This is a genomic window from Bacillus sp. AFS073361, from assembly GCF_002567005.1.
GTDB lineage: Bacteria > Bacillota > Bacilli > Bacillales > Cytobacillaceae > Neobacillus.
In genome coordinates this window covers 103,343-125,337 of the sequence record NZ_NUZU01000038.1, presented here as the reverse complement: position 1 = coordinate 125,337, position 21,995 = coordinate 103,343, and the positions used below count along the sequence as shown (strand labels likewise).

Annotated in this window: 19 protein-coding genes and 1 pseudogene; 18 read left to right on the top strand and 2 right to left on the bottom strand. The window is 40.2% G+C overall.

The window, feature by feature from the left end:
* The first annotated feature begins 1 nt into the window (after position 1).
* The 11 genes and pseudogenes from nadA (at position 2) to yajC (ending at position 10,436) form a co-directional block, all read left to right on the top strand.
* Positions 2-1,096 (top strand): quinolinate synthase NadA, encoded by a 1,095-nt coding sequence (gene nadA / locus COJ96_RS20345; RefSeq protein WP_098575619.1) that lies wholly within the window; start codon positions 2-4, stop codon positions 1,094-1,096.
* Positions 1,097-1,269: 173 nt separating this feature from the next.
* A pseudogene (safA, locus tag COJ96_RS29625) lies at positions 1,270-1,423 on the top strand (SafA/ExsA family spore coat assembly protein); the annotation flags it as partial.
* 1,884 nt (positions 1,424-3,307) lie between these two features.
* The gene (locus tag COJ96_RS20335; RefSeq protein ID WP_257148574.1) at positions 3,308-4,318 is read left to right on the top strand and encodes an aminoglycoside phosphotransferase family protein; all 1,011 of its coding nucleotides are present in this window, start codon (positions 3,308-3,310) and stop codon (positions 4,316-4,318) included.
* A gap of 105 nt (positions 4,319-4,423) precedes the next feature.
* Complete coding sequence (locus COJ96_RS20330) at positions 4,424-5,119, top strand: YhcN/YlaJ family sporulation lipoprotein (RefSeq protein ID WP_180230195.1); 696 nt, start codon at positions 4,424-4,426, stop codon at positions 5,117-5,119.
* A 130-nt stretch (positions 5,120-5,249) separates the two neighbouring features.
* Positions 5,250-5,804: an intercompartmental signaling factor BofC gene (locus tag COJ96_RS20325; RefSeq protein ID WP_098575615.1), complete on the top strand. Its 555-nt coding sequence runs from the start codon at positions 5,250-5,252 to the stop codon at positions 5,802-5,804.
* A gap of 84 nt (positions 5,805-5,888) precedes the next feature.
* Positions 5,889-6,170 carry a hypothetical protein gene (locus COJ96_RS20320; RefSeq protein ID WP_098575614.1) on the top strand — a complete coding sequence of 94 codons (282 nt, stop codon included), beginning with the start codon at positions 5,889-5,891 and terminating at the stop codon, positions 6,168-6,170.
* 92 nt (positions 6,171-6,262) lie between these two features.
* A complete protein-coding gene (ruvA, locus tag COJ96_RS20315; RefSeq protein WP_098575642.1) occupies positions 6,263-6,874 on the top strand; it encodes a Holliday junction branch migration protein RuvA in 612 nt (203 codons plus the stop codon).
* Between the two features lie 10 nt (positions 6,875-6,884).
* Entirely contained in the window at positions 6,885-7,886 is a 1,002-nt protein-coding gene (gene ruvB / locus COJ96_RS20310) for a Holliday junction branch migration DNA helicase RuvB (RefSeq protein WP_098575613.1), read from the top strand.
* A gap of 33 nt (positions 7,887-7,919) precedes the next feature.
* The gene (gene queA, locus COJ96_RS20305) at positions 7,920-8,948 is read left to right on the top strand and encodes a tRNA preQ1(34) S-adenosylmethionine ribosyltransferase-isomerase QueA (RefSeq protein WP_098575612.1); all 1,029 of its coding nucleotides are present in this window, start codon (positions 7,920-7,922) and stop codon (positions 8,946-8,948) included.
* 28 nt (positions 8,949-8,976) lie between these two features.
* Positions 8,977-10,116 (top strand): tRNA guanosine(34) transglycosylase Tgt, encoded by a 1,140-nt coding sequence (tgt, locus tag COJ96_RS20300; protein WP_098575611.1) that lies wholly within the window; start codon positions 8,977-8,979, stop codon positions 10,114-10,116.
* A 29-nt stretch (positions 10,117-10,145) separates the two neighbouring features.
* Positions 10,146-10,436: a preprotein translocase subunit YajC gene (gene yajC / locus COJ96_RS20295; protein WP_098575610.1), complete on the top strand. Its 291-nt coding sequence runs from the start codon at positions 10,146-10,148 to the stop codon at positions 10,434-10,436.
* 46 nt (positions 10,437-10,482) lie between these two features.
* Here the strand turns inward: yajC and COJ96_RS20290 are convergent, their stop codons facing one another.
* Positions 10,483-10,845 (bottom strand): TIGR04086 family membrane protein, encoded by a 363-nt coding sequence (locus COJ96_RS20290; protein WP_098575609.1) that lies wholly within the window; start codon positions 10,843-10,845, stop codon positions 10,483-10,485.
* Between the two features lie 257 nt (positions 10,846-11,102).
* Between COJ96_RS20290 and COJ96_RS20285 the strand changes: the two genes are divergently transcribed.
* On the top strand, positions 11,103-11,762 hold the full coding sequence (locus tag COJ96_RS20285) for a DUF421 domain-containing protein (RefSeq protein ID WP_098575608.1): 660 nt from the start codon (positions 11,103-11,105) through the stop codon (positions 11,760-11,762).
* Positions 11,763-11,794: 32 nt separating this feature from the next.
* On the opposite strand, the gene spoVB is transcribed toward COJ96_RS20285, so the two are convergent.
* Entirely contained in the window at positions 11,795-13,342 is a 1,548-nt protein-coding gene (spoVB, locus tag COJ96_RS20280) for a stage V sporulation protein B (protein WP_098575607.1), read from the bottom strand.
* Between the two features lie 138 nt (positions 13,343-13,480).
* Between spoVB and COJ96_RS20275 the strand changes: the two genes are divergently transcribed.
* The 6 genes from COJ96_RS20275 (at position 13,481) to dtd (ending at position 21,986) form a co-directional block, all read left to right on the top strand.
* On the top strand, positions 13,481-13,777 hold the full coding sequence (locus tag COJ96_RS20275; RefSeq protein WP_098575606.1) for a post-transcriptional regulator: 297 nt from the start codon (positions 13,481-13,483) through the stop codon (positions 13,775-13,777).
* Positions 13,778-13,921: 144 nt separating this feature from the next.
* Complete coding sequence (gene secDF, locus COJ96_RS20270; protein WP_098575605.1) at positions 13,922-16,186, top strand: protein translocase subunit SecDF; 2,265 nt, start codon at positions 13,922-13,924, stop codon at positions 16,184-16,186.
* 100 nt (positions 16,187-16,286) lie between these two features.
* A complete protein-coding gene (gene recJ / locus COJ96_RS20265) occupies positions 16,287-18,650 on the top strand; it encodes a single-stranded-DNA-specific exonuclease RecJ (protein WP_098575604.1) in 2,364 nt (787 codons plus the stop codon).
* Positions 18,641-19,153 (top strand): adenine phosphoribosyltransferase, encoded by a 513-nt coding sequence (locus COJ96_RS20260; RefSeq protein WP_026563464.1) that lies wholly within the window; start codon positions 18,641-18,643, stop codon positions 19,151-19,153. Before recJ ends, COJ96_RS20260 begins: the two co-directional genes overlap by 10 nt.
* A gap of 179 nt (positions 19,154-19,332) precedes the next feature.
* Complete coding sequence (locus COJ96_RS20255; RefSeq protein WP_098575603.1) at positions 19,333-21,531, top strand: RelA/SpoT family protein; 2,199 nt, start codon at positions 19,333-19,335, stop codon at positions 21,529-21,531.
* A gap of 11 nt (positions 21,532-21,542) precedes the next feature.
* A complete protein-coding gene (dtd, locus tag COJ96_RS20250) occupies positions 21,543-21,986 on the top strand; it encodes a D-aminoacyl-tRNA deacylase (protein ID WP_098575602.1) in 444 nt (147 codons plus the stop codon).
* The last annotated feature ends 9 nt before the right edge of the window (positions 21,987-21,995 follow it).

Below are 21,995 nucleotides of genomic sequence, written 5' to 3'. Positions count from 1 at the left end.
CATGAATCTACTAGCCGCTTTACAAAAAAATATGATTCCTGAAAAATACAAACAAATGTCGAGAGAAGAACTAGAAGATCGGGTCATCGAGGTCAAAAAGGAACTAGGTTCTCGTCTTTATATCCCTTGTCATCATTATCAAAAGGATGAGGTGGTCAAGTTTGCTGATGCCACTGGTGATTCTTTACAACTAGCACAATTATCTGCAAAAAACACTGACGCTGAATTTATTGTGTTCTGTGGTGTACATTTTATGGCAGAGACAGCGGATATTTTAACGAATCAAAACCAAAAGGTAATTTTGCCTGATATGCGCGCAGGCTGTTCGATGGCTGATATGGCTGATCTTCAGCAGACTGAAAGAGCTTGGGAAAAGCTTCAGGAACTTTTTGGTGATACGATTCTTCCATTAACTTATGTTAACTCAACAGCAGCCATTAAATCGTTTGTTGGTGCACATGGCGGGGCAACGGTTACTTCTTCTAATGCCGAGACGATGGTTAAGTGGGCATTTGAAATGAAGGAACGAATTTTATTCTTACCCGATCAGCATCTTGGCCGAAATACAGCCGTCGAACTAGGGGTAGGATTAGACGAAATGGCAATCTGGAACCCAATTACAAATGAACTGGAGTTTGAAGGTGACACGTCAGAAATTAAGGTCATCCTCTGGAAAGGTCATTGTTCGGTTCATGAAAATTTTACGGTACAAAATGTGATTGATACTCGCTATAAATATCCTAAGATGAAAATCATTGTTCATCCGGAATGCCGCCGCGAAGTAGTAGAATTAGCCGATATGGCAGGCTCAACGAGTTATATTATTAAGGCCATCGAAACCGCGGAGCCGGGAACGGCTTGGGCAATCGGTACAGAAATGAACCTTGTTAATCGCTTAATTCAAAACCATCAGGATAAAAATATCATTTCGTTAAATCCGCATATGTGTCCATGTTTAACGATGAATAGAATTGACCTGCCTCATTTGGTATGGAGCCTTGATACACTTGAGGAGACAAATAATATCATTCAGGTTAGTCCTGAGGTTGCGGAAAATGCAAAATTGGCTCTCGAGCGGATGCTGATAAATTCATAGTAAGAGATAAAAAGATGCAATTTTTCCTGATTGCATCTTTTTATATTTCATGAATTCATCAGGCGGGATTCATATTCTTTTGAAAAATAGCATAAGTTTTTGTGAAGAAGGATAGCACTTTGCCCATTTTCACATAGACTATATGGACTTATGCCATAGGAGGGGAAATCAGAGTGAAGATCCATATCGTACAGAAAGGGGATACTCTTTGGAAGATTGCCAAGAAGTACGGAGTGAATTTTGAAGAGCTGAAAAAGTTGAATTCACAGCTCAGCAACCCTGATATGATTATGCCCGGTATGAAAATAAAGGTCCCAACTTCAGGTGGAACAATAAAGAAAGAAGCACCAATGGGAACTAAACCCGGTACAAAAATCACTTTAGGAACAACGGAGAAAGAACAGCCGCTTGCTGAGCAGCCGTTAGTCAAAGAGAAACCCATAAAAGAAGCACCAATCAAAGCAATGCCGATTAAGGAAGCACCAATTAAAGAAGCACCAATCAAGGAGGCGCCCATTAAGGAGGCTCCAATCAAGGAAGCACCAAAAGCACCATATACTCCAAAAATGCCCCTACAAATCGTCCCAGAAATAGATATTAACAATTATTACATGATGAACATGCAAAATATGACAGTACAACAACCACAATTGCCGCCTAAACCAGCCAATATCCTGCCTGAGATCAAAGAAGTACCAAAGAAAGAGATGCCGATTAAAGAAATGCCAATCAAAGAGATGCCGATTAAGGAAATGCCAATCAAAGAAAAACCAATCAAAGAGATGCCAATAAAAGAAGCACCAATCAAAGAAATGCCAATCAAAGAAACACCTGTTGTTCCTGCACCGCCGCCAGTAATGGAAGCTCCTGAACAGGTAGCACCGCAACAGGATTATTGTGTTCCAGTTACTCCAATCATGCCGGGGCCAGGATTCTGTCCTCCATTTGGTGGATTCCCGATGCCAGTACAGCCATATATGCCTTACCCACAAGGGCAAGGTGGGGCGATTCCAACGCCGCCGGTAATGCCAAGTGGGTTCCCAGGCAATCCAGGGGCAGCGCCAACTGTTGCCGGAACATCGTTTGTTGCACCGCAATTCGATGATGAATCATCCTTTATGCCGCAATTGCCTGTTATGAATCCTGCCTATAATCCGGGGGCAGTAATGGGTGCACAATCACCCCAGGCGCCAATGGGTTACCCTTATGATCCATCCGCATTCGGTCAATCACCACAAGGATTTGGCCAGCAAATGCCAGGAGGCTTCGATCAAATGCCACAAGGCTTTGGTCAGCAAATGCCAGGAGGCTTCGAACAAATGCCACAAGGATTTGGTCAGCAAATGCCAGGAGGCTTCGAACAAATGCCACAAGGCTTTGGTCAGCAAATGCCAGGGGGCTTCGATCAAATGCCACAAGGCTTTGGTCAGCAAATGCCAGGAGGCTTTGATCAAATGCCACAAGGGTTTGGTCAGCAAATGCCAGGAGGCTTCGGCCAAATGCCACAAGGGTTTGGTCAGCAAATGCCAGGAGGCTTCGAACAAATGCCACAAGGATTTGGCCAGCAAATGCCAGGAGGCTTCGAACAAATGCCACAAGGCTTTGGCCAGCAAATGCCAGGAAGCTTTGGACAAATGCCACAAGGATTTGGCCAGCAAATGCCAGGAAGCTTTGGTCAAATGCCAACAGGTTTCCCAATGGAAAGTCCTTCAGGATTTGGAATGCCACAAAATCCAGCTGGCTTTGCACCATCTCAGGTAATGCCAGGAAGCATGTTTGGAAATCCTGCTATGGGAAATCCGTATGGAATGGGTGTACCTTATGGACAAATGCCATTCGGCTACCCGCAAATGAGTGGTCCAATGGGCGTACCACCTCATTTCGAATCTCCAGAAATGGCTGGCCATGGTTCGTTCATGCAGGCACCACAAGGTTTTCCAACAGGAGCTGGAGGTGATTGCGGCTGTGGAGGGGCACCAGTAGGAATGCCAGCGGGAATGCAGGCACCGATGGCGATGCCGCAGCTAGCACCAATGCAGCAGCGGGAAGCTATGCAACAACTGGAACCAATACAACAGCAAGAACCGATGGCACCAAATTTTGAGCCGCCAACCCCGCCAATTTACAGCGCACCATATACAGGGCCAGTTAATGCAGCACAGCCTCCGTATATGAATCCATATGGTATGGGGCCGATCGGAACAAGTCCTTATGGAATGCCGGGTTACCAAGATGAGAGCCTTTAATACACCAAATCAAAAAAAAGGAGACGATGATTATTTTGATCGTCTCCTCTCTTATTTTCAATCCCAGTTCCTTGAACGAATCGTTCAAATGGTTCCGATTCGAAAATCTGTTATTTATTTAAGAACAGATAAAAATACTTACGTCCTAAAAGGGTATCATACCAATAATAGACTAAGACTCCAAGAAGCCTTTACAACCACCCTAAAAAAAGAAGGATTTACAAAGACCTATTTATTTTTAACTTCCCCAATGAGAGATCAGCTTTTTTTTGAAGGAACCTACTTTGGATGTATGGAGTACATTCCTCCAAATAAATCGGTATTTTCGTACCATTCGCATAAGAATCGTCAAGAAGGAATTGAGTTATTAGAACAATATCACCAAACCACGGCATCGTTTGAAGCACGCTATCGGACTTTACTTCCCAAAGGACATCTTATCGAAAAATGGTCGGAGCGACTAAATGTTTTTTCCAATAATCTTCCCTATCTTGGCTATTTTATCAATGAGCCAGTGATTACAGAAATGCTTGCTTGGGCTGACTGGTCACTGGAAGGGATGGAAAATAACCGGAGCTTCTTTCAAACGGAACCTTCTCTCATTCTCCATGGGGATGTAGCCCATCATAATTTCTTAAGGGATACAGGCGGACAATTAAATCTTATTGATTTTGATTTAATCAGCATTGGTCCTGCTTCCTTTGATTATTTACAATATTCGAATAGGATTTTACCTTATCTTGATTGGTCATTCGAAAAACTTTCCAGTCTTAAACAAATAAAGAAATACTTACACGAGGCCGCTTTTTTATATGCATTAGCCTATCCAGCAGATATCTTTCGGGAATGGAATCGAATGATTCGTGAAAAATCATATATGGACCATATGAAATATAAACAAGTAATGGACTTAACAATCAGTCAATTTTATGCTAGGAAAAAATTTATTGATCGTTTAATGGAATTAGTGGATTAACCAGAGCTGGAATTTTCCGTCTGAATGAAATCCCCTCAAAAATAACACCCTAATAATGAGCATGGGTTTCACATGCTCAGGATGTTAATGGAGGGGGTTTTTCGCTTGAATAAGAAACAGTGGATGATTCCTCTTTCAGCCACATTAATGTTGGGGCTGGCTGGATGTGCGAATAATGATAATCGTGCAGGGGTTAACGATAACAATAAAAATTCTTTAAATCCGGTCGGATATTATTCCAATGAAAACCACCCAAACTCAGATAATAATCTTTTTAGAGATGACGACGGGGCAATTACGGAAATGATGGATCATTCTCTAGGGGATGAGGACCAAGTTACGAATGAAAATAGAAGAAGGCAGCTTCAAACCAAGGATGGAAATGGGAATCCAAAGAACCCAACCAAACCTTTAGCTTCCAATGATCGTAATTTTTTCCAACGAGATAATCGCTTTAGTACGAGTGATATGAATTATCACGGTCATTTAAATGTAAACACCAGAAATACTGGTGTGAAAACCGACCCTGACTTTCAAAATAATATTACGAATAAAATCAGGAACATAGTAAGTGCTGTTCCCAATGTACAGGACGTTCGATCCGTTGCCTATGGAAATACAATTATTGTTTCCGTGCATTTAAATAACCATGGCAAAGCTGCTGCTACCAAAAGAGCGATTCAGAAAGCAGTAGAGCCATACGCAAACGGAAGAACGGTAAAGGTCATCATTGACGAGGGAACCCTTGGACGCGATCGTAACTTTTATAATGATAGTCAACAGGAAAAAGGCGGAAGATAATCCTTACGGGTTGAGGGTAAAGCTATTTAGCTTTACCCTTTTTAACATGTTATGAAGGATAAAAAGGCAAAATAAGGCTAAACTATTACTGTATAGAATGTTTAATTTTTAACAATAAGAGGTGAGTAGCATGAGGTATCATTGGATGGCATGGTGTAGGTATATGTTCGCCGGATTCGCTGTTCTTCTCTTCATGTTTATTTTTAATGCCAACGAAATGACCATAATTGGCTCGGCCGCTCCCATGGATAAACCTCAGAAAGAGGAAAAAGCTGAACCTCTAACTATGAAGGTTATTTTGGAAAGGGTATATTTGGATGGGGAAATAAGTCAAGAAGTGGTCAATGAGACATGCTGGTCTTTGGAGAACTTTTGGGCTAAGTATGACCAATGGCAGTTGATTGACATTGACGGATCGACATTTGTTTTTCAAAAACAAGTCAATGACATATCCCCCTTGCTAAAAGCAAATGGCTTTTTTGGAATTACTGAAGAGGGTGTTTTGAGTATTTTTAATGGAAAACCTGATCAATTAAAAATTATCCAATCATTTTTTCAAATAGACATTAAGAGGCTCGAGAGCACAAAGCAAGAGGAATTAATTCAAGGCATTCCAATCAAAAATAAGAATCGATATGTAGAAGTATTAGAGACATTTAAGCCATATTCTTTAAAAAATGAATAGAAAAATCTATTAATCAGACTGATGCCGCCCTTTCAGCCTGGTTTTTTTTTTTGATAAATGGGGTCGATTAGGGTGTTTCAGAGGTTGAATGAGCGAATTCCGATGTTCAATGAGCGAATTCCGTACTTTAATAAGCGAATCCAATTTCTTTCAGGGAATTCCAAGTATCTATCAGGGAATTCCAAGTATCTATCAGTGAATCTCAAATTTCTATCAGCGAATTTCAAGCACTTATCAGCGGATATCCAGTATCTATCAGCGAATTCCAAGCATCTATCGGCGAATATTGCACTTCTATCAGCGAATCGAATAATTCCCCTCCTTGCGAAGCCGAACTCCGAAAGCCGAACTCCGAATTCCGAATAGTTCGATGTTTCTCCCAATAGTTATTTTCTATAACTTACTCAAAATTGTATGGTAGAATGAAATACAGTGTAAAACTAGGGGAGAGAATGCAAGTGTACGAATTTATTAAAGGGACCGTCGACTTTGTCGGGCCAGAATATATAGTGATCGAAAACAACGGAATCGGCTACCAAATCGCAACGCCCAATCCGTTTATCTATGCGGGTAAAATGGAAACAATGGTAACCGTATATACCTATCATTATGTTCGTGAGGATATCAATGCACTCTACGGCTTTGAAACCAGAGAAGAGAAAAAACTTTTTACAAAATTATTAAATGTCTCAGGAATCGGTCCAAAAGGGGCACTAGCCATCCTTGCGTCAGGTGAAGTGCAGCAGGTGGTTACAGCTGTTGAAAATGAAGATGAAAGCTTCCTCGTCAAATTCCCGGGAGTTGGCAAAAAAACAGCCCGTCAAATGATCCTAGACCTAAAAGGAAAATTGCAGGACATTGTTCCAGACTACTTCCCTAACTTATTTAATGCTGACCAACTTGAGCTGCATACACAAAAGGGAAATTCAAATTTAGAAGAAGCCATTCTTGCATTGAAAGCATTAGGTTATTCCGAGAAAGAAATCAAAAAGATAACGCCTGAGTTAAGAAAAGAACAAATGTCTACGGACCAATACATTAAAAAAGCCCTGCAGCGGCTTTTAAAATAGGTGATGATTCATGGAAGATCGGATTATATCTAGTGAAGTTAACGAGAGCGAGATGAGCATAGAACAGAGCCTTAGGCCGCAAGTTCTCAGTCAATATATAGGGCAAGATCAAGTAAAGGAAAACCTTGATATTTATATAAAGGCTGCAAAAATGCGGAAGGAAACGTTAGACCATGTCCTTCTCTATGGGCCGCCCGGATTAGGGAAGACAACACTTGCCGTGATTATTGCCAATGAGATGGGCGTAAATATCCGGACCACTTCAGGACCAGCCATAGAAAGACCTGGTGATTTAGCAGCGATTCTTACGGCTCTTGAACCTGGAGATGTATTATTTATTGATGAAATACATCGCTTGCAACGGACGATCGAAGAAGTGCTTTATCCAGCGATGGAGGATTTTTGCCTTGATATTGTCATTGGCAAAGGACCAAGCGCGAGGTCTGTCCGCCTGGATCTCCCACCGTTTACTCTGGTTGGTGCGACAACGAGGGCTGGTTCCTTATCAGCCCCATTACGCGACCGGTTTGGAGTTTTAAGTCGACTCGAGTATTATAAAGAAGACCAATTGAAAAATATTGTCCTGCGAACAGCGGAAGTGTTTGGAACTGAAATCGATGACCTTTCGGCAGCAGAAATTGCTCGGAGATCACGGGGGACCCCGAGGATTGCGAACCGTCTCCTCCGCCGGGTGAGAGATTTTGCCCAAGTAAGAGGGGATGGAACGATTGATCTTGCTCTTGCAGGAGAAGCACTTGAACTGCTTCAAGTCGATAAACTCGGATTAGATCATATCGACCATAAACTGCTGAGGGGCATTATCGAAAGATTCCGCGGTGGTCCCGTCGGTCTGGATACAATTGCGGCTTCGATTGGAGAAGAATCTGAAACCATCGAAGATGTTTATGAACCATATTTATTACAAATTGGCTTTTTACAAAGAACTCCACGCGGCAGGGTGGTAACCCCGCTGGTCTATCAGCATTTTGGGATGGATATGCCTGCCAATTGATTGATTATAAAAAAAAGATTAGGGTGTCATATTATGAAAGTAGATTTATTTGATTTTCATTTACCGGAGGAATTAATTGCGCAGGTGCCGTTGCACAATCGGACCGACAGCCGTTTAATGGTCCTTGATAAACAATCCGGAGATATAAAGCATGAAGTATTTAAAGATGTGATTGAATATTTGCGTGAAGGAGATTGCCTTGTCTTAAACGATACAAAGGTACTTCCTGCACGTCTTTTTGGTGTCAAACAAGATACAGGCGCCAAAATTGAAGTTTTACTCTTGAAGCAGCTAGAAGGAGACAGTTGGGAAACACTTGTCAAGCCTGCAAAAAGAGTAAAAGAAGGAACCGAAATCGAATTCGGCAATGGATTACTTAAAGCAGTTTGCACTGGAACCTCGGACCATGGCGGGCGTGTCTTAGAATTCAAATATGAGGGCATATTTTATGAGGTGCTCGACCAATTAGGAGAAATGCCGCTCCCACCATACATAAAAGAGCAGCTAGAGGACCGGGATCGATATCAAACTGTGTATGCGCGTGAACCTGGTTCAGCCGCAGCGCCAACAGCAGGTCTTCATTTCACCGACAGCTTATTAGAGGAAATTAAAGCAAAAGGTGTCCATATTGCCTTTATTACCCTCCATGTCGGACTGGGGACTTTCCGTCCTGTGAGTGTAGATGATGTATTAGAGCACGATATGCATTCTGAATTTTATATAATGACAGAGGGGACAGCCCGGCTGCTAAATGAGGTTAGAAATAATGGGGGCAGAATTGTTTCAGTAGGGACAACCTCCACTCGTACCCTTGAAACCATTGCCTCGGCAAATGATGGACAATTTATAGAAGGAAGCGGCTGGACAAGTATATTTATTTATCCCGGTTATGAATTTAAAGCCATTGATGGAATGATTACGAACTTTCACTTGCCAAAATCAACTCTGATTATGCTTGTCAGTGCGTTAGCAGGCAGAGAACATGTGTTACATGCCTATCAAACGGCTGTAGCTGAGCGGTATCGTTTTTTTAGTTTTGGTGATGCAATGTTGATCATCTAAGGATTGCCTTAGGAAGGAGATAAAAATTTTGACTGCTATTCGTTATGAATTAATAAAGACATGTAAACAAACAGGGGCCCGGCTAGGCCGAGTCCATACCCCGCACGGATCATTTGATACTCCTGCATTTATGCCTGTTGGTACACTTGCTACAGTAAAAACAATGTCACCTGAAGATTTAAAGGAAATGGGTGCAGGAATTATATTAAGTAACACCTATCATCTATGGCTGCGACCTGGACATGAAATCATTAAGGAAGCGGGCGGATTGCATAAATTTATGAACTGGGATCGTGCAATCCTTACCGATTCGGGTGGGTTTCAGGTGTTTAGTTTAAGTGAATTCCGTAAAATTGAAGAAGAAGGAGTTCATTTCCGCAACCATATGAGTGGTGAAAAATTATTTTTATCACCAGAAAAGGCGATGGAAATTCAAAATGCTCTTGGTTCCGATATTATGATGGCCTTTGATGAGTGCCCGCCATTTCCTGCCACTTATGAGTATATGCAAAAGTCTGTGGAGCGAACATCACGCTGGGCGGAGCGTTGTTTAACTGCCCATAGCCGTCCGAATGACCAAGGTTTATTTGGAATCGTTCAAGGGGGAGAATATGAGGAACTTCGCAAGCAGAGTGCGAAAGACCTTGTTTCCTTAGATTTTCCAGGCTATGCTGTTGGAGGATTGTCTGTCGGTGAGCCAAAAGACGTCATGAACCGTGTCCTTGAGTTTACCACACCATTGTTACCAACGAATAAACCGCGTTATTTAATGGGAGTGGGATCACCAGATTCATTAATTGACGGCTCGATTCGCGGAATTGATATGTTTGACTGTGTATTGCCAACACGAATTGCCAGAAATGGAACATTGATGACCAGCACAGGACGACTTGTTGTGAAAAATGCTCAATACGCAAGAGATTTTGGCCCACTTGATGAAAATTGTGATTGCTACACCTGCCGAAATTACAGCCGTGCATACATCCGCCACTTAATAAAATGCGATGAAACGTTTGGAATTCGTTTAACGTCTTACCATAATCTTTATTTTCTGTTAAGATTAATGGAGAAAGTCAGACAAGCCATCATGGAAGACCGGCTTGGTGATTTCAGAGAAGAATTTTTTGAACGTTATGGTTTTAACAAACCGAACGCGAAAAATTTCTAATAGATGTATATTGAAAGGAGGGAAACAGGATGTCTGGAGGAATTGGTACAATCATTCCATTAATATTAATGTTTGTGTTATTTTATTTCCTATTAATTCGCCCGCAACAAAAGCGCCAAAAAGCGGTTCAGCAAATGCAAAACGATTTAAAAAAGGGTGATAAAATCGTCACGATTGGTGGACTACATGGTTTTATAGATTCAATTGATGATAATAAAGCCGTTATTAAATGTGGTGACGGAAGCCGTCTTACATTTGACCGTAATGCTATTCGTGAAGTCACTGCTGATGCAGGCGAAAGCGTAAACCTTTCAAAATAATAACCAGCAAAAAAGGAAGCCGCAAGTCGGCTTCCTTTTATTTAGATTACACAGATCTTCGAGAATTGTTTGTAGAAATGTTTACTCCTAAAATACCACCCATCATCGCAATTAATGTGTAGCAAGTATGGTAAATGACTTGTTCGGCATCAAACAAGCGATCATATCCTAAGTACTGGAACAAAAAGACAATGACCGAGTAGATTAAGCCAGTCATTCCCCCAATAAGCCAGCCCTTTTCTTTTCTTTTTCCACCGGATAAGAAACCACCTCCGAATAGCCCGATAAAAGATAGTGCCGTAACTACGTATTGAAGCGATACTTCACGTGCAGACGTAAACCTAAGAATAAACGCAAATATTAGGCTGCTAATTACAGCAAAAACGAGAATAAAAATTAATCCGTACAGAATGGAAGTGCCAAAGCTTTTTGATTCGATTTTAACTCTCCCCCTTCAATTGCCCTTTAGGCTGGCATTTATATAAACTCTTTCGTGCCACCCTCTAGTAAAGTTTCTTCCTAGTACAAGCGTATTCGTGAAATGGGAAAAGTAGAATAAATTTTATAGAATTTTTCAAATGGAAGAGGGTGTTGGTATTTTATTCCGCTAATTTTTCACTTTAAAATGCAAACAATATCGTTGAATGTAAAAAAGGGGCGACAGTTATGGAAGAATATGTGACGATTGTGTTTCGAACATTGTTTTTTTATGTACTTATCCTAGTTATTTTTCGTATTATGGGGAAAAGGGAAATTGGAGAATTAAGTATTCTAGATCTCGTTGTTTTTATCATGATTGGTGAAATGGCTGTTGTTTCAATCGATGAACCAAAGGATCCTTTGATTTATACAGTTGTCCCCATGATTTTACTAATGCTCATTCAAATACTTCTAGCACTCATTTCTTTAAAAAGTAAAAAATTTCGTAATCTCATTGATGGACAGCCAAGCATTATTATTAATCGGGGGAAAATTGATGAGAAAGCAATGCGGAAGCAGCGGTACAATTTTGATGATTTAATGACACAGCTCCGTGAAAAGGACATCCGTAGTATTGCTGACGTTGAGTTTGCAATTCTTGAATCCTCTGGAAGTTTGTCCGTCATTGAAAAGATAAAGAATGAAAACGCAGAATCTCAGCAAGGCGATATTACGATTCCTTTAATACTAGATGGGAATATTGATGAAGAAAATTTACTTAGAATTAATAAAACAAATCTCTGGCTGCGGCAGGAATTGAAAAAACAGGGCTATCGGGATGTTAAAAAGATCTCCTTTTGTAGCTATGAAAACGGAAAGTTCTTTATTGATTTAAAGGATGAATGAACAAAAGACACGCGTGGGCGTGTCTTATTTCTTTATACAAATAAATTTCCAATCCAAGGAATCCGTTTTAGTTCATCCCTTTTAATTAGACCTAACATTAGAACCAAAACAATATAGGAAATGGTCATAGCTAGTAATGATAATAGGACTCTTATGGTTAACACTTCATTTAGAAATAGGTGTGCAAATGACCAATATCCAAGCCAGCCAGATCCACCCATAACCAGAAATCCCTTTACATAATCACGAACATAAAACGAAAAGGAAATCTTTTTTAGTACAGTGGCAAAGTGAAGAATGGTCACTAAAACAAAGCCGACGAGAATGCCTATTGCCACCCCATTAATACCAAAGGAAGCTTGGGATGCCAATAAAAAGATGACGGCTGTTTTAACGATGGCCCCAATCAGACTATTAATCATAGCAGCCCGGGCAAGATTCAACGCCTGCAATACTGCTTGTAATGGACCTTGATAGTAATAGAATAGGAAGAAAGGAGCCATCAATCGAATAAAATAAGAGCCCTTTGCTGAGCCATACATAAGTTGCATTAACGGGTCAGACAATACATAGAGAACAACAACGGCCAATCCACCTGATAAGAAGGCAAACCTTAAAGCTTGTTGTAATCGATATTCAATTAACTTCTTGTTGTTTTGGGTATTGGCTTCACTAATCGCCGGGACGAGTGAAGTGGCTAAAGAGAAAGTGATGAAAGACGGTAACATCAATAGCGGCATGGCAAAACCTGTTAAGGCCCCATATTGTTTGGTGGCTTCGACGGTGACGACACCTGCAAGGGCTAAGCTATGAACCACAACAATAGGTTCAAAAAACCATGCCACCGAACCAATCATTCGGCTTCCCATGGTTGGCAAGGCAATATCCATTAAGTCTTTAAATGTTTGTTTCCCACTGTGAACAAATTGAAAGAATTTTTTCCGAAGCCTAAATCGTTTTTTTAATTTAAAAGTTGTCATTAAATAAATAAGTGAGACAAGTTCACCAATCACAGAAGCGATCATGGCAGCAGCGGCTGCATATTCAATTCCATAAGGAAGAAATGCTCTTGTCATCACGGCAATCAGGGAAATTCGAACAATTTGTTCTAAAACTTGTGAAATTGCAGACGGACGCATCTGTTGTCTTCCTTGAAAGTACCCTCTTAACACTGAGGAAATCGCAATCACGGGAACAACTGGAGCGATCGCAATTAAAGGATAAAATGTCCGCGGGTCGGTAAACAATGTTTTCGACAGCAGTGGTGCAAGTAATAATAGTGCAGGGGTAAAAATAAGGGACAGAGAAATCGTTATCGCTAGGGAGACAACCAGAATTTTTTTAATCTCTGCAAAATTTCCCTTCGCTTCTGCCTCGGCCACATTTTTTGAAATAGCTACAGGCAGTCCCATCTGAGTGAGCGTCACTACTAGAATAAAGGTAGGAAACGCCATCATGTATAAGCCCACTCCTTCTTCCCCTATACTCCGAGCTATAACAATCCGATTTATGAAACCAAGGACTCTTGTGACAAGGCCTGCGATTAATAGGATAAAGGTCCCTTTTAAAAACTTCGACATGCTGATTCCCACCTTCTCAAATAAGAAGAATTCATATACAATTAACTATATGCGTAAGGGTGGACAAAGCATGACAAGTTGTATCAGCTTTTTGGCAAGGTTCAATTAATGGGGAGATTTTCCAAGGAGGCAGTCGTAATGGATGAAAGTCACAGATTCGAATATTTTCGCTCCCAAGTCCAGCCAGCCGTAGCGAGTAAACTTATAGAGTTTCAGTTGCTAGGGCTTGATTCGGTAACAGAGGAGGAATTTTGGGTTTTTTTAATTAAGAAAAAGTGGAAAAAAATCAAGAAAGAAATGAAACTGTACGAAATGATCCAAGAAATTCTGTCTGTTAAAGCAAGTGATTATCTCAATTTTGCGACGATAGAGGCATATAAAGCTTCCGACTTCTCCATGGATGATGAAGATGAATTGAAGGAACTTTTAAAATAACAATAAGATAGACCTTCATATTATTGTAAATTGACAGCCAATCCATATTCTTTCATAATGAAGGAAGTGACTTTTTTCTTATTTTCATATAAGGATTAGACGGAACAGTGCCGATGCACATGCATTAAGGAGGAACAATACATAATGGTAAAGCGCAGTAGAATTGTTGCTTTCTTTCTTGTGGTCCTAATTATCGGAAGCACAATGGGAGCAACAACAAAGAACATCCTAAACAATATGAAACTTGGACTGGATCTTCAAGGTGGCTTTGAAGTTCTGTACGATGTGAAGGAAGCAAAAAAAGGACAAAAAATTGACAAAAATGTAATGGCTAGTACCGCTGAGGCACTTGATAAGCGTATTAATGTCCTTGGTGTCAGTGAGCCGAGTATCCAGATTGAAGGAAAGAATCGCGTTCGTGTGCAGCTTGCTGGTGTCACAGATCAGAATAAAGCTCGCGAAATCTTATCTACACAAGCAAATCTTACCTTCAGGGATGCCAATGATAAATTGATGATGGATGGTTCCGACTTAAAACAAGGCGGTGCCAAGCAAACATTTGATGAAAATGGAGCACCAAGCGTTTCCCTGACATTAAAGAGTGCCGATAAGTTCCGCAAGGTAACTGAACAAATAAAGAATATGGCACCTAATAATGTTCTTGTTATTTGGCTTGATTTTGAAGAAGGAAAAGATTCCTTCAAAAAAGAGGTAACAAAGGCAAATCCTAAGTATTTATCAGCACCAACTGTAAATCAAATCTTTAATCAAAATACAGTTTCAATTGTTGGTAGTTTCACATCTAAAGAAGCTCAAACTTTGTCATCACTTTTAAATGCGGGTTCGTTACCTGTTAAACTTGATGAGGTTTATTCCACCTCTGTTGGAGCGAAGTTTGGTGAACAAGCATTACATGATACGATTTTCGCAGGAATTATCGGTGTCATTATTATCTATCTGTTTATGATTTTCTATTATCGTTTTCCAGGCCTTATTGCTACCGTTACACTAACTATTTTTACTTATCTAGTTCTATTAATTTTCGATTGGATGAATGGGGTTCTGACTTTACCGGGAATTGCCGCGATTATCCTCGGGATTGGTATGGCCGTTGATGCCAATATTATTACGTATGAACGGATTAGAGAAGAATTAAAGGTTGGCAGAAGCATTAAATCAGCATTCCAGGCTGGTGAGAAGCATGCATTTACCGCTATTCTTGATGCAAACTTAACGACAATCTTAACAGCAGGTGTGTTATTCTTTTACGGGACAAGTTCGGTAAAAGGCTTTGCGACCATGTTAATCGTGAGTGTCCTTATGAGCTTTCTTACAAATGTTTATGGTGCGAGGTTATTGCTCGGGCTATGGGTTCACAGTGGTTTCTTAAATAACAAACCAGGTTGGTTTGCTGTACGCAAGTCCCAAATTAAATCTATTAACGATAATGTAGATACAGTTGATCTACCTACTCGTTTTGATAAAATTGATTTTGTAAAACTTAGAAATAAAGTATTTATCCTTTCGGGAGTTCTCATTGTCGCTGGGATTATCGCGATCGCTATTTTCCGTATGAATTTAGGGATTGATTTTTCAAGTGGAACACGGGTAGAAGTTCAATCGAAAACACCTTTAACAACTGAACAGGTGGAAGCTGCATTTACGAAGCATCATTTAGATCCAGACGATATCGTTATTTCGGGTGATAAAAAGCAAATTGGGGCAGTCCGAATGATTGGAGTCCTTTCTAAAGATGAAATTTCTACGTTAAAAGCAGATTTTAAAGAGCAATTTGGCTTTGAGCCGAATGTCAGCACAGTTTCTCCAACTGTTGGTAAAGAACTGGCGAAGAATGCCTTTATTGCCGTCTTGTTAGCATCAATCGGTATCATTCTTTATGTATCGATCCGATTTGAAGCATATATGGCAATCGCAGCGGTTGCTGCCATCCTTCATGATGCCTTTTTCATGATTGCCATTTTCAGTATCACAAGACTAGAAGTAGATTTAACCTTTATTGCAGCCGTTTTAACGATTATTGGTTACTCCAATCATGATACGATTGTTACTTTTGATAGAATTCGTGAGAATATGCAAAAGAAAAAACGACTCAAAACTGTTCAAGATATTGCTGATGTGGTCAATGTAAGTATTCGTCAAACATTAACCCGGTCATTTAACACTGTTTTAACCGTCCTAATTACTGTATTGTGCTTAATGATTTTTGGAAGTCCATCAATTCTCAATTTCTCCATCGCATTATTTGTAGGATTGGTAATCGGTGTTTATTCTTCCGTCTTTGTCGCAGGTTCTTTATGGTATGTTATGAAATGTAAAGAATTGAAGAAGAAAGGCGTTATTAAAACGGTAAAAGAAAAAAGAAAATACTCTGATCAACCACAAGTGTAAGTTTTCGAAACAAACCGCAGATCCACTGCGGTTTTTTCTTTTCATTGAATCCTGTCCTGTACTCCTGTATAATGAGAAAGTCTGAGGGGTGAACATACACATGTTAAGTTCGAAAACTAGATGGATTGTTCGGAAATCCGATGAGCAACTAATAAAAAAGCTTGAAACTGAATTGAAAATTACGCCTCTTGTCGCTTCACTGCTTGTTAACCGTGGCTTTGATACCGTTGAATCAGCACGGTATTTTTTATTTGGAAAGGAAGAGTTTCACGATCCTTTTCTTCTAAAAGGAATGGATATAGCTGTAAATAGAATTCGTCAAGCCATTGAACAGCAAGAGCCGATTCTTATTTTTGGTGATTATGATGCAGATGGAGTAAGCAGTACATCCGTATTAATGATTACACTTCGAGATCTTGGAGCCAATGTTCAATTTTATATCCCTAACCGCTTCACTGAAGGATACGGTCCGAATGAGACTGCATTCCGGCATGCAGCGGAAAATGGAATAAAGTTAATTATTACTGTGGATACTGGAATATCTGCTGTACATGAGGCAGCCGTTGCCGAAGAGCTTGGATTAGATCTAATTATTACTGATCACCATGAGCCAGGTCCGGTATTACCAACGGCACTTGCAATTATTCATCCAAAGCTCCCAGATAGTACCTATCCGTTTCGAGAGTTGGCTGGAGTAGGTGTTGCCTTTAAATTAGCCCATGCCCTCTACGGAAAAGTACCAGAGCATTTATTGGAGATTGCTGTAATTGGGACAATTGCTGATTTAGTCTCTCTAAAAGATGAGAATCGACTGATTGCTAAAAAAGGACTTGAAAAGTTAAAAACAACCAAAAATATTGGCTTGAAAGCCATATTAAAACTGGCAGGGGTTGATCCACTGTCAATAAATGAAGAAACGATTGGTTTTACACTCGCACCAAGGATTAACGCCGTGGGCCGCTTAGAAGATGCTGACCTTGCCGTCCAGCTTATCTTAACAGATGACCCGATTGAGGCAGAGACCTTGGCAGCGGAAATGGATGACCTTAATAAGTCAAGACAGTCTATTGTTAATGCAATTACGACTGAGGCAATGGAAGAGGTTGAAACACACTTCCCAATTGATACCAATAAGGTTCTTGTCATCGGTAAGGAAGGCTGGAATGCTGGTGTTATAGGAATTGTTGCCTCCCGTCTGGTTGAAAAGTATTACCGTCCGGTAATTATTTTGAATTTTGATCCAGAAAAAGGGGTAGCTAAGGGTTCTGCCCGTAGTATTGCTTGTTTTGATCTCTTTAAGAATTTATCAACCTGCCGTGACATACTTCCTCACTTTGGCGGACATCCAATGGCAGCAGGAATGACCTTAAAACTAGAAGATGTTGCTGGACTCCGCACACGATTGAATTCACTGGCAGAGGAGCAGCTTACGGATGAAGATTTTATTCCGGTCACCTATCTTGATGAGGAAGTCCAGCTGGAACATGTAAATTTATCTTCTTTAGATGAGATGAGTCTTTTAGCTCCTTTTGGTATGGACAATCCTAAGCCAAAAGTTTTAATAAATAATGTGGATATCACAAGTATGAGAAAAATCGGCAGTGAGCAAAACCATTTAAAGCTCCTTGTAAAAGAGAAGGATGCAAATCTGGATGGCGTCGGTTTTGGACTGGGCCACCTGGTGGACCATATCTCACCTGCATCAAAAATTTCGTTAATTGGAGAATTATCTGTCAACGAATGGAACAATATACGTAAACCACAAATTTTTATCCATGATATCGCAGTTGAGTCATGGCAATTATTTGATTATCGAGGACAAAAGCGAATCAACAGTCTTTCAAATACAGTCCCAGCAGAAAATCGGAAATTTATTATTTTTAATGAAGAGCACCTTGAAAAAATAAACCCTAATTTGATGCCCGAGACCATTCTAATTCAGGATATAGAAGCAGCAAAAGCTTTCGATGGGAAAAAAGCGAACATTGTTCTGGTTGATTTTCCATCCTCGAAAGAGATTCTCAAGGTTTTATTTAAAGGGAAACAACCTGCGAGGATTTATGCTTATTTTTATAAAGAATCGAGTGATTTCTTTAGTACGGTTCCGACCCGTGACCATTTTAAATGGTTTTATGCTTTTCTCTTAAAGAAAGGACCGATTGATCTTAAACGTAATGCTGATGAACTTGCTAAACACCGCGGTTGGTCGCAGGAAACCATTAACTTTATGTCAAAGGTGTTTTCTGACCTGGATTTTGTTACAATAAACAATGGATTTATTACTTTAAAAACTGGAGCGCAAAAGCGTGACCTAACTGACTCTCGAACCTATCAGTTAAAACAAGCACAATATGAACTGGAAAGAGAGTTATTATTTTCGTCCTTTCAGGAATTAAAAGGCTGGTTCGATCAAGTAATTCAAGAGTCGGTTGAATTTGAGGAGGCAATTACAGAATGGACTTAAAAGAATTTATTACAATTGTGCCTGACTGGCCAAAAGAGGGTATTAAATTTAAAGATATTACACCGTTAATGAATAATGGTGAAGCATATAAATATGCAACAGACCAAATCGTTGCATACGCCAAAGAACGTAAGATTGATATTATCGTTGGACCTGAAGCCCGTGGTTTCATTATTGGTTGTCCTGTGGCTTATGCCTTAGGTATTGGTTTTGCCCCTGTTCGTAAAGAAGGAAAGCTTCCTAGAGAAACCATTAAGGTAGGATATGGTCTTGAATATGGAAAGGATATTCTAACCATCCATAAAGATGCTATTAAGCCAGGGCAACGCGTCCTTATCACGGATGATTTATTAGCTACTGGTGGAACAATTGATGCTACGATTCAATTAGTGGAGCAACTTGGCGGTGTTGTTGCCGGTATCGCTTTCCTAGTTGAATTAAGCTATTTAGAAGGCAGACAAAAACTTGATGGTTATGATGTTTTAACATTAATGCATTATTAAACCATTAGTGAGGGCACTCGAAGCGCGAGTGCTCTCTTTATGTAATAAAAAAACTTCTCAATCCCTTTACATCTTGGCTATTTTTTTCGATAATAGTAACAATCGTTCATATTCAAGGTACTAATTTTTAGCGAATGACATTTATATAAATAAAATGAGACGAAAATAAAGGTGATTTCATGGCGAATGATTTAGTGTTGACAGCCGACCAAGTCATCGACAAGACTCGGAACTACTTAAATGAGGAACATGTTGAATTAGTAAAAAATGCATACGAATTCGCAAAACATGCTCATCGTGAACAATATCGAAAATCGGGAGAACCCTACATTATCCACCCCATCCAGGTTGCGGGCATTTTAGCTGACTTGGAGATGGATCCTGCTACGGTTGCTGCTGGTTTTCTTCACGACGTCGTAGAAGATACGAGTGTATCCTTAAAAGATATCGAAACAGCTTTTAATGACGAAGTGGCGATGCTTGTCGACGGTGTAACAAAATTAGGGAAAATTAAATATAAATCTCACGAGGAACAGCAAGCAGAAAATCACAGAAAAATGTTTGTGGCCATGGCTCAGGATATCCGGGTTATTCTGATTAAGCTTGCCGACCGTTTGCATAATATGCGGACACTTAAACATCTTCCTGTAGAAAAGCAGCGTCGGATTTCAAATGAAACACTTGAAATTTTTGCACCTTTGGCACATCGTCTTGGGATCTCTAAGATTAAATGGGAGCTCGAAGATACAGCATTAAGGTATTTAAATCCGCAGCAATACTATCGAATTGTTAACCTAATGAAAAAGAAGCGTGCTGAACGCGAGCAATATTTAGAGGATGTTATTGACGAAGTAAAAAGCCGAATGGGAGAAGTGGCTATTAAAGCAGAACTTTCTGGCCGCCCAAAGCATATTTATAGTATTTACCGAAAAATGGCTTTGCAAAATAAGCAATTCAGTGAAATTTATGATTTACTAGCTGTCCGCATTGTCGTGAACAGTATTAAAGATTGCTATGCTGTCCTAGGAATCATTCACACCTGCTGGAAACCGATGCCTGGCCGGTTTAAGGATTATATTGCGATGCCTAAACCGAATATGTATCAATCGTTGCACACCACTGTAATTGGCCCAAAGGGAGATCCGCTTGAAGTTCAGATTAGGACGAAGGAAATGCATCGGATAGCCGAATTCGGGGTTGCTGCTCACTGGGCGTATAAAGAGGGCAAAGAAGCAATGAATGATACCACCACGTTTGAACAAAAACTGACCTGGTTTAGAGAGATCCTTGAATTTCAAAATGATACCGCTAATGCGGAAGAGTTTATGGAGTCATTGAAAATCGACTTATTTTCCGATATGGTGTTTATATTTACGCCAAAAGGTGATGTAATTGAGTTGCCATCTGGTTCTGTTCCTATTGATTTTGCTTATCGAATTCACTCTGAAATTGGCAATAAGACGATAGGTGCAAAAGTGAATGGCAAAATGGTTACCCTTGACTATCGACTCAAGACTGGCGATATTATTGAAATCCTTACTTCGAAACATTCATACGGTCCAAGTCAGGATTGGTTGAAGCTTGCGCAAACATCACAAGCTAAAAACAAGATCCGGGCCTTCTTTAAGAAACAGCGCCGTGATGAAAATGTGGATAAAGGTAAAGAGTTAGTAGAAAAAGAAATTCGTAATATGGAATTTGATATTAAAGAAATATTAACTACAGACAATCTGAAAAAAGTTGCTGAAAAGTTTAATTTTTCCAATGAAGAAGATATGTATGCAGCGGTGGGCTATAATGGAGTAACGGCCTTACAGGTGGCAAACCGTTTAACTGAGAAATGGCGTAAAAAGAGAGATCAGGAACAAAGTTCGAATATTACGAATGCCATAACGGATTTAAAGACTTTCCCAGCAACGAAAAAGCGGGAATCCGGTGTCCGAGTATCAGGCATCGATAATTTATTGATTCGCTTATCAAGATGCTGTAACCCTGTACCTGGAGATGAAATTGTAGGTTTTATTACTAAAGGCCGCGGGGTATCTGTTCATCGCTCGGACTGTACGAATATTGATTCGAATGATGCACAGTCAAGGTTAATTCCGGTTGAATGGGAATCATCTTTAAATGACCGGAAAGAATATAATGTTGACATTGAAATTAGCGGCTATGACCGCAGAGGGCTTCTGAATGAGGTGCTTCAAGCGGTAAATGAAACAAAAACGAATATTTCTGCGGTTTCTGGTAAAACAGATCGGAATAAAATGGCTACGATAAACATGTCGATTGCCATCCATAATGTGGCCCACTTGCAAAAGGTGGTCGAACGCATTAAACAGATCCCAGATATCTATTCAGTACGTCGAATGATGAATTAAGGAGTTTCAGAATGCGTGTTGTTGTGCAAAGAAGTAAAAATGCCAGCGTAACCGTTGCTGGGGAGGTAACGGGGCAAATAACCAAAGGGCTAGTCCTGCTTGTCGGTGTAACCCATGAAGACAAACAAGAAGACGCTGCCTATCTTGCTGATAAAATTGCTAATCTCCGTATTTTTGAAGATGAAGACGGAAAAATGAATTTTTCTTTAATGGATGTCGGTGGTGAAATTCTTTCCGTTTCGCAATTTACCCTTTACGGGGATTGTCGAAAGGGAAGAAGGCCTAATTTCATGGGTGCGGCACGTCCAGAACAGGCGGTTGAACTTTATGAGGTTTTTAATAGCTTGCTTCGTGAAAAAGGCATCCGTGTGGAAACCGGTATTTTCGGTGCGATGATGGATGTTGAACTAATCAATGACGGTCCCGTAACGTTGATTATTGATAGTAAAGCATAAAAAAGGCTT

Bases quoted from the DNA above. Each gene is read 5' to 3' on its own strand.
- nadA (WP_098575619.1), top strand. From the start codon at position 2: ATGAATCTACTAGCCGCTTTACAAAAAAATATGATTCCTGAAAAATAC.
- COJ96_RS20335 (WP_257148574.1), top strand. From the start codon at position 3,308: ATGGAATGCCGGGTTACCAAGATGAGAGCCTTTAATACACCAAATCAA.
- COJ96_RS20325 (WP_098575615.1), top strand. From the start codon at position 5,250: ATGAGGTATCATTGGATGGCATGGTGTAGGTATATGTTCGCCGGATTC.
- ruvB (WP_098575613.1), top strand. From the start codon at position 6,885: ATGGAAGATCGGATTATATCTAGTGAAGTTAACGAGAGCGAGATGAGC.
- queA (WP_098575612.1), top strand. From the start codon at position 7,920: ATGAAAGTAGATTTATTTGATTTTCATTTACCGGAGGAATTAATTGCG.
- yajC (WP_098575610.1), top strand. From the start codon at position 10,146: ATGTCTGGAGGAATTGGTACAATCATTCCATTAATATTAATGTTTGTG.
- COJ96_RS20285 (WP_098575608.1), top strand. From the start codon at position 11,103: ATGGAAGAATATGTGACGATTGTGTTTCGAACATTGTTTTTTTATGTA.
- spoVB (WP_098575607.1), bottom strand. From the start codon at position 13,342: ATGTCGAAGTTTTTAAAAGGGACCTTTATCCTATTAATCGCAGGCCTT.
- COJ96_RS20275 (WP_098575606.1), top strand. From the start codon at position 13,481: ATGGATGAAAGTCACAGATTCGAATATTTTCGCTCCCAAGTCCAGCCA.
- secDF (WP_098575605.1), top strand. From the start codon at position 13,922: ATGGTAAAGCGCAGTAGAATTGTTGCTTTCTTTCTTGTGGTCCTAATT.
- recJ (WP_098575604.1), top strand. From the start codon at position 16,287: ATGTTAAGTTCGAAAACTAGATGGATTGTTCGGAAATCCGATGAGCAA.
- COJ96_RS20260 (WP_026563464.1), top strand. From the start codon at position 18,641: ATGGACTTAAAAGAATTTATTACAATTGTGCCTGACTGGCCAAAAGAG.
- COJ96_RS20255 (WP_098575603.1), top strand. From the start codon at position 19,333: ATGGCGAATGATTTAGTGTTGACAGCCGACCAAGTCATCGACAAGACT.
- dtd (WP_098575602.1), top strand. From the start codon at position 21,543: ATGCGTGTTGTTGTGCAAAGAAGTAAAAATGCCAGCGTAACCGTTGCT.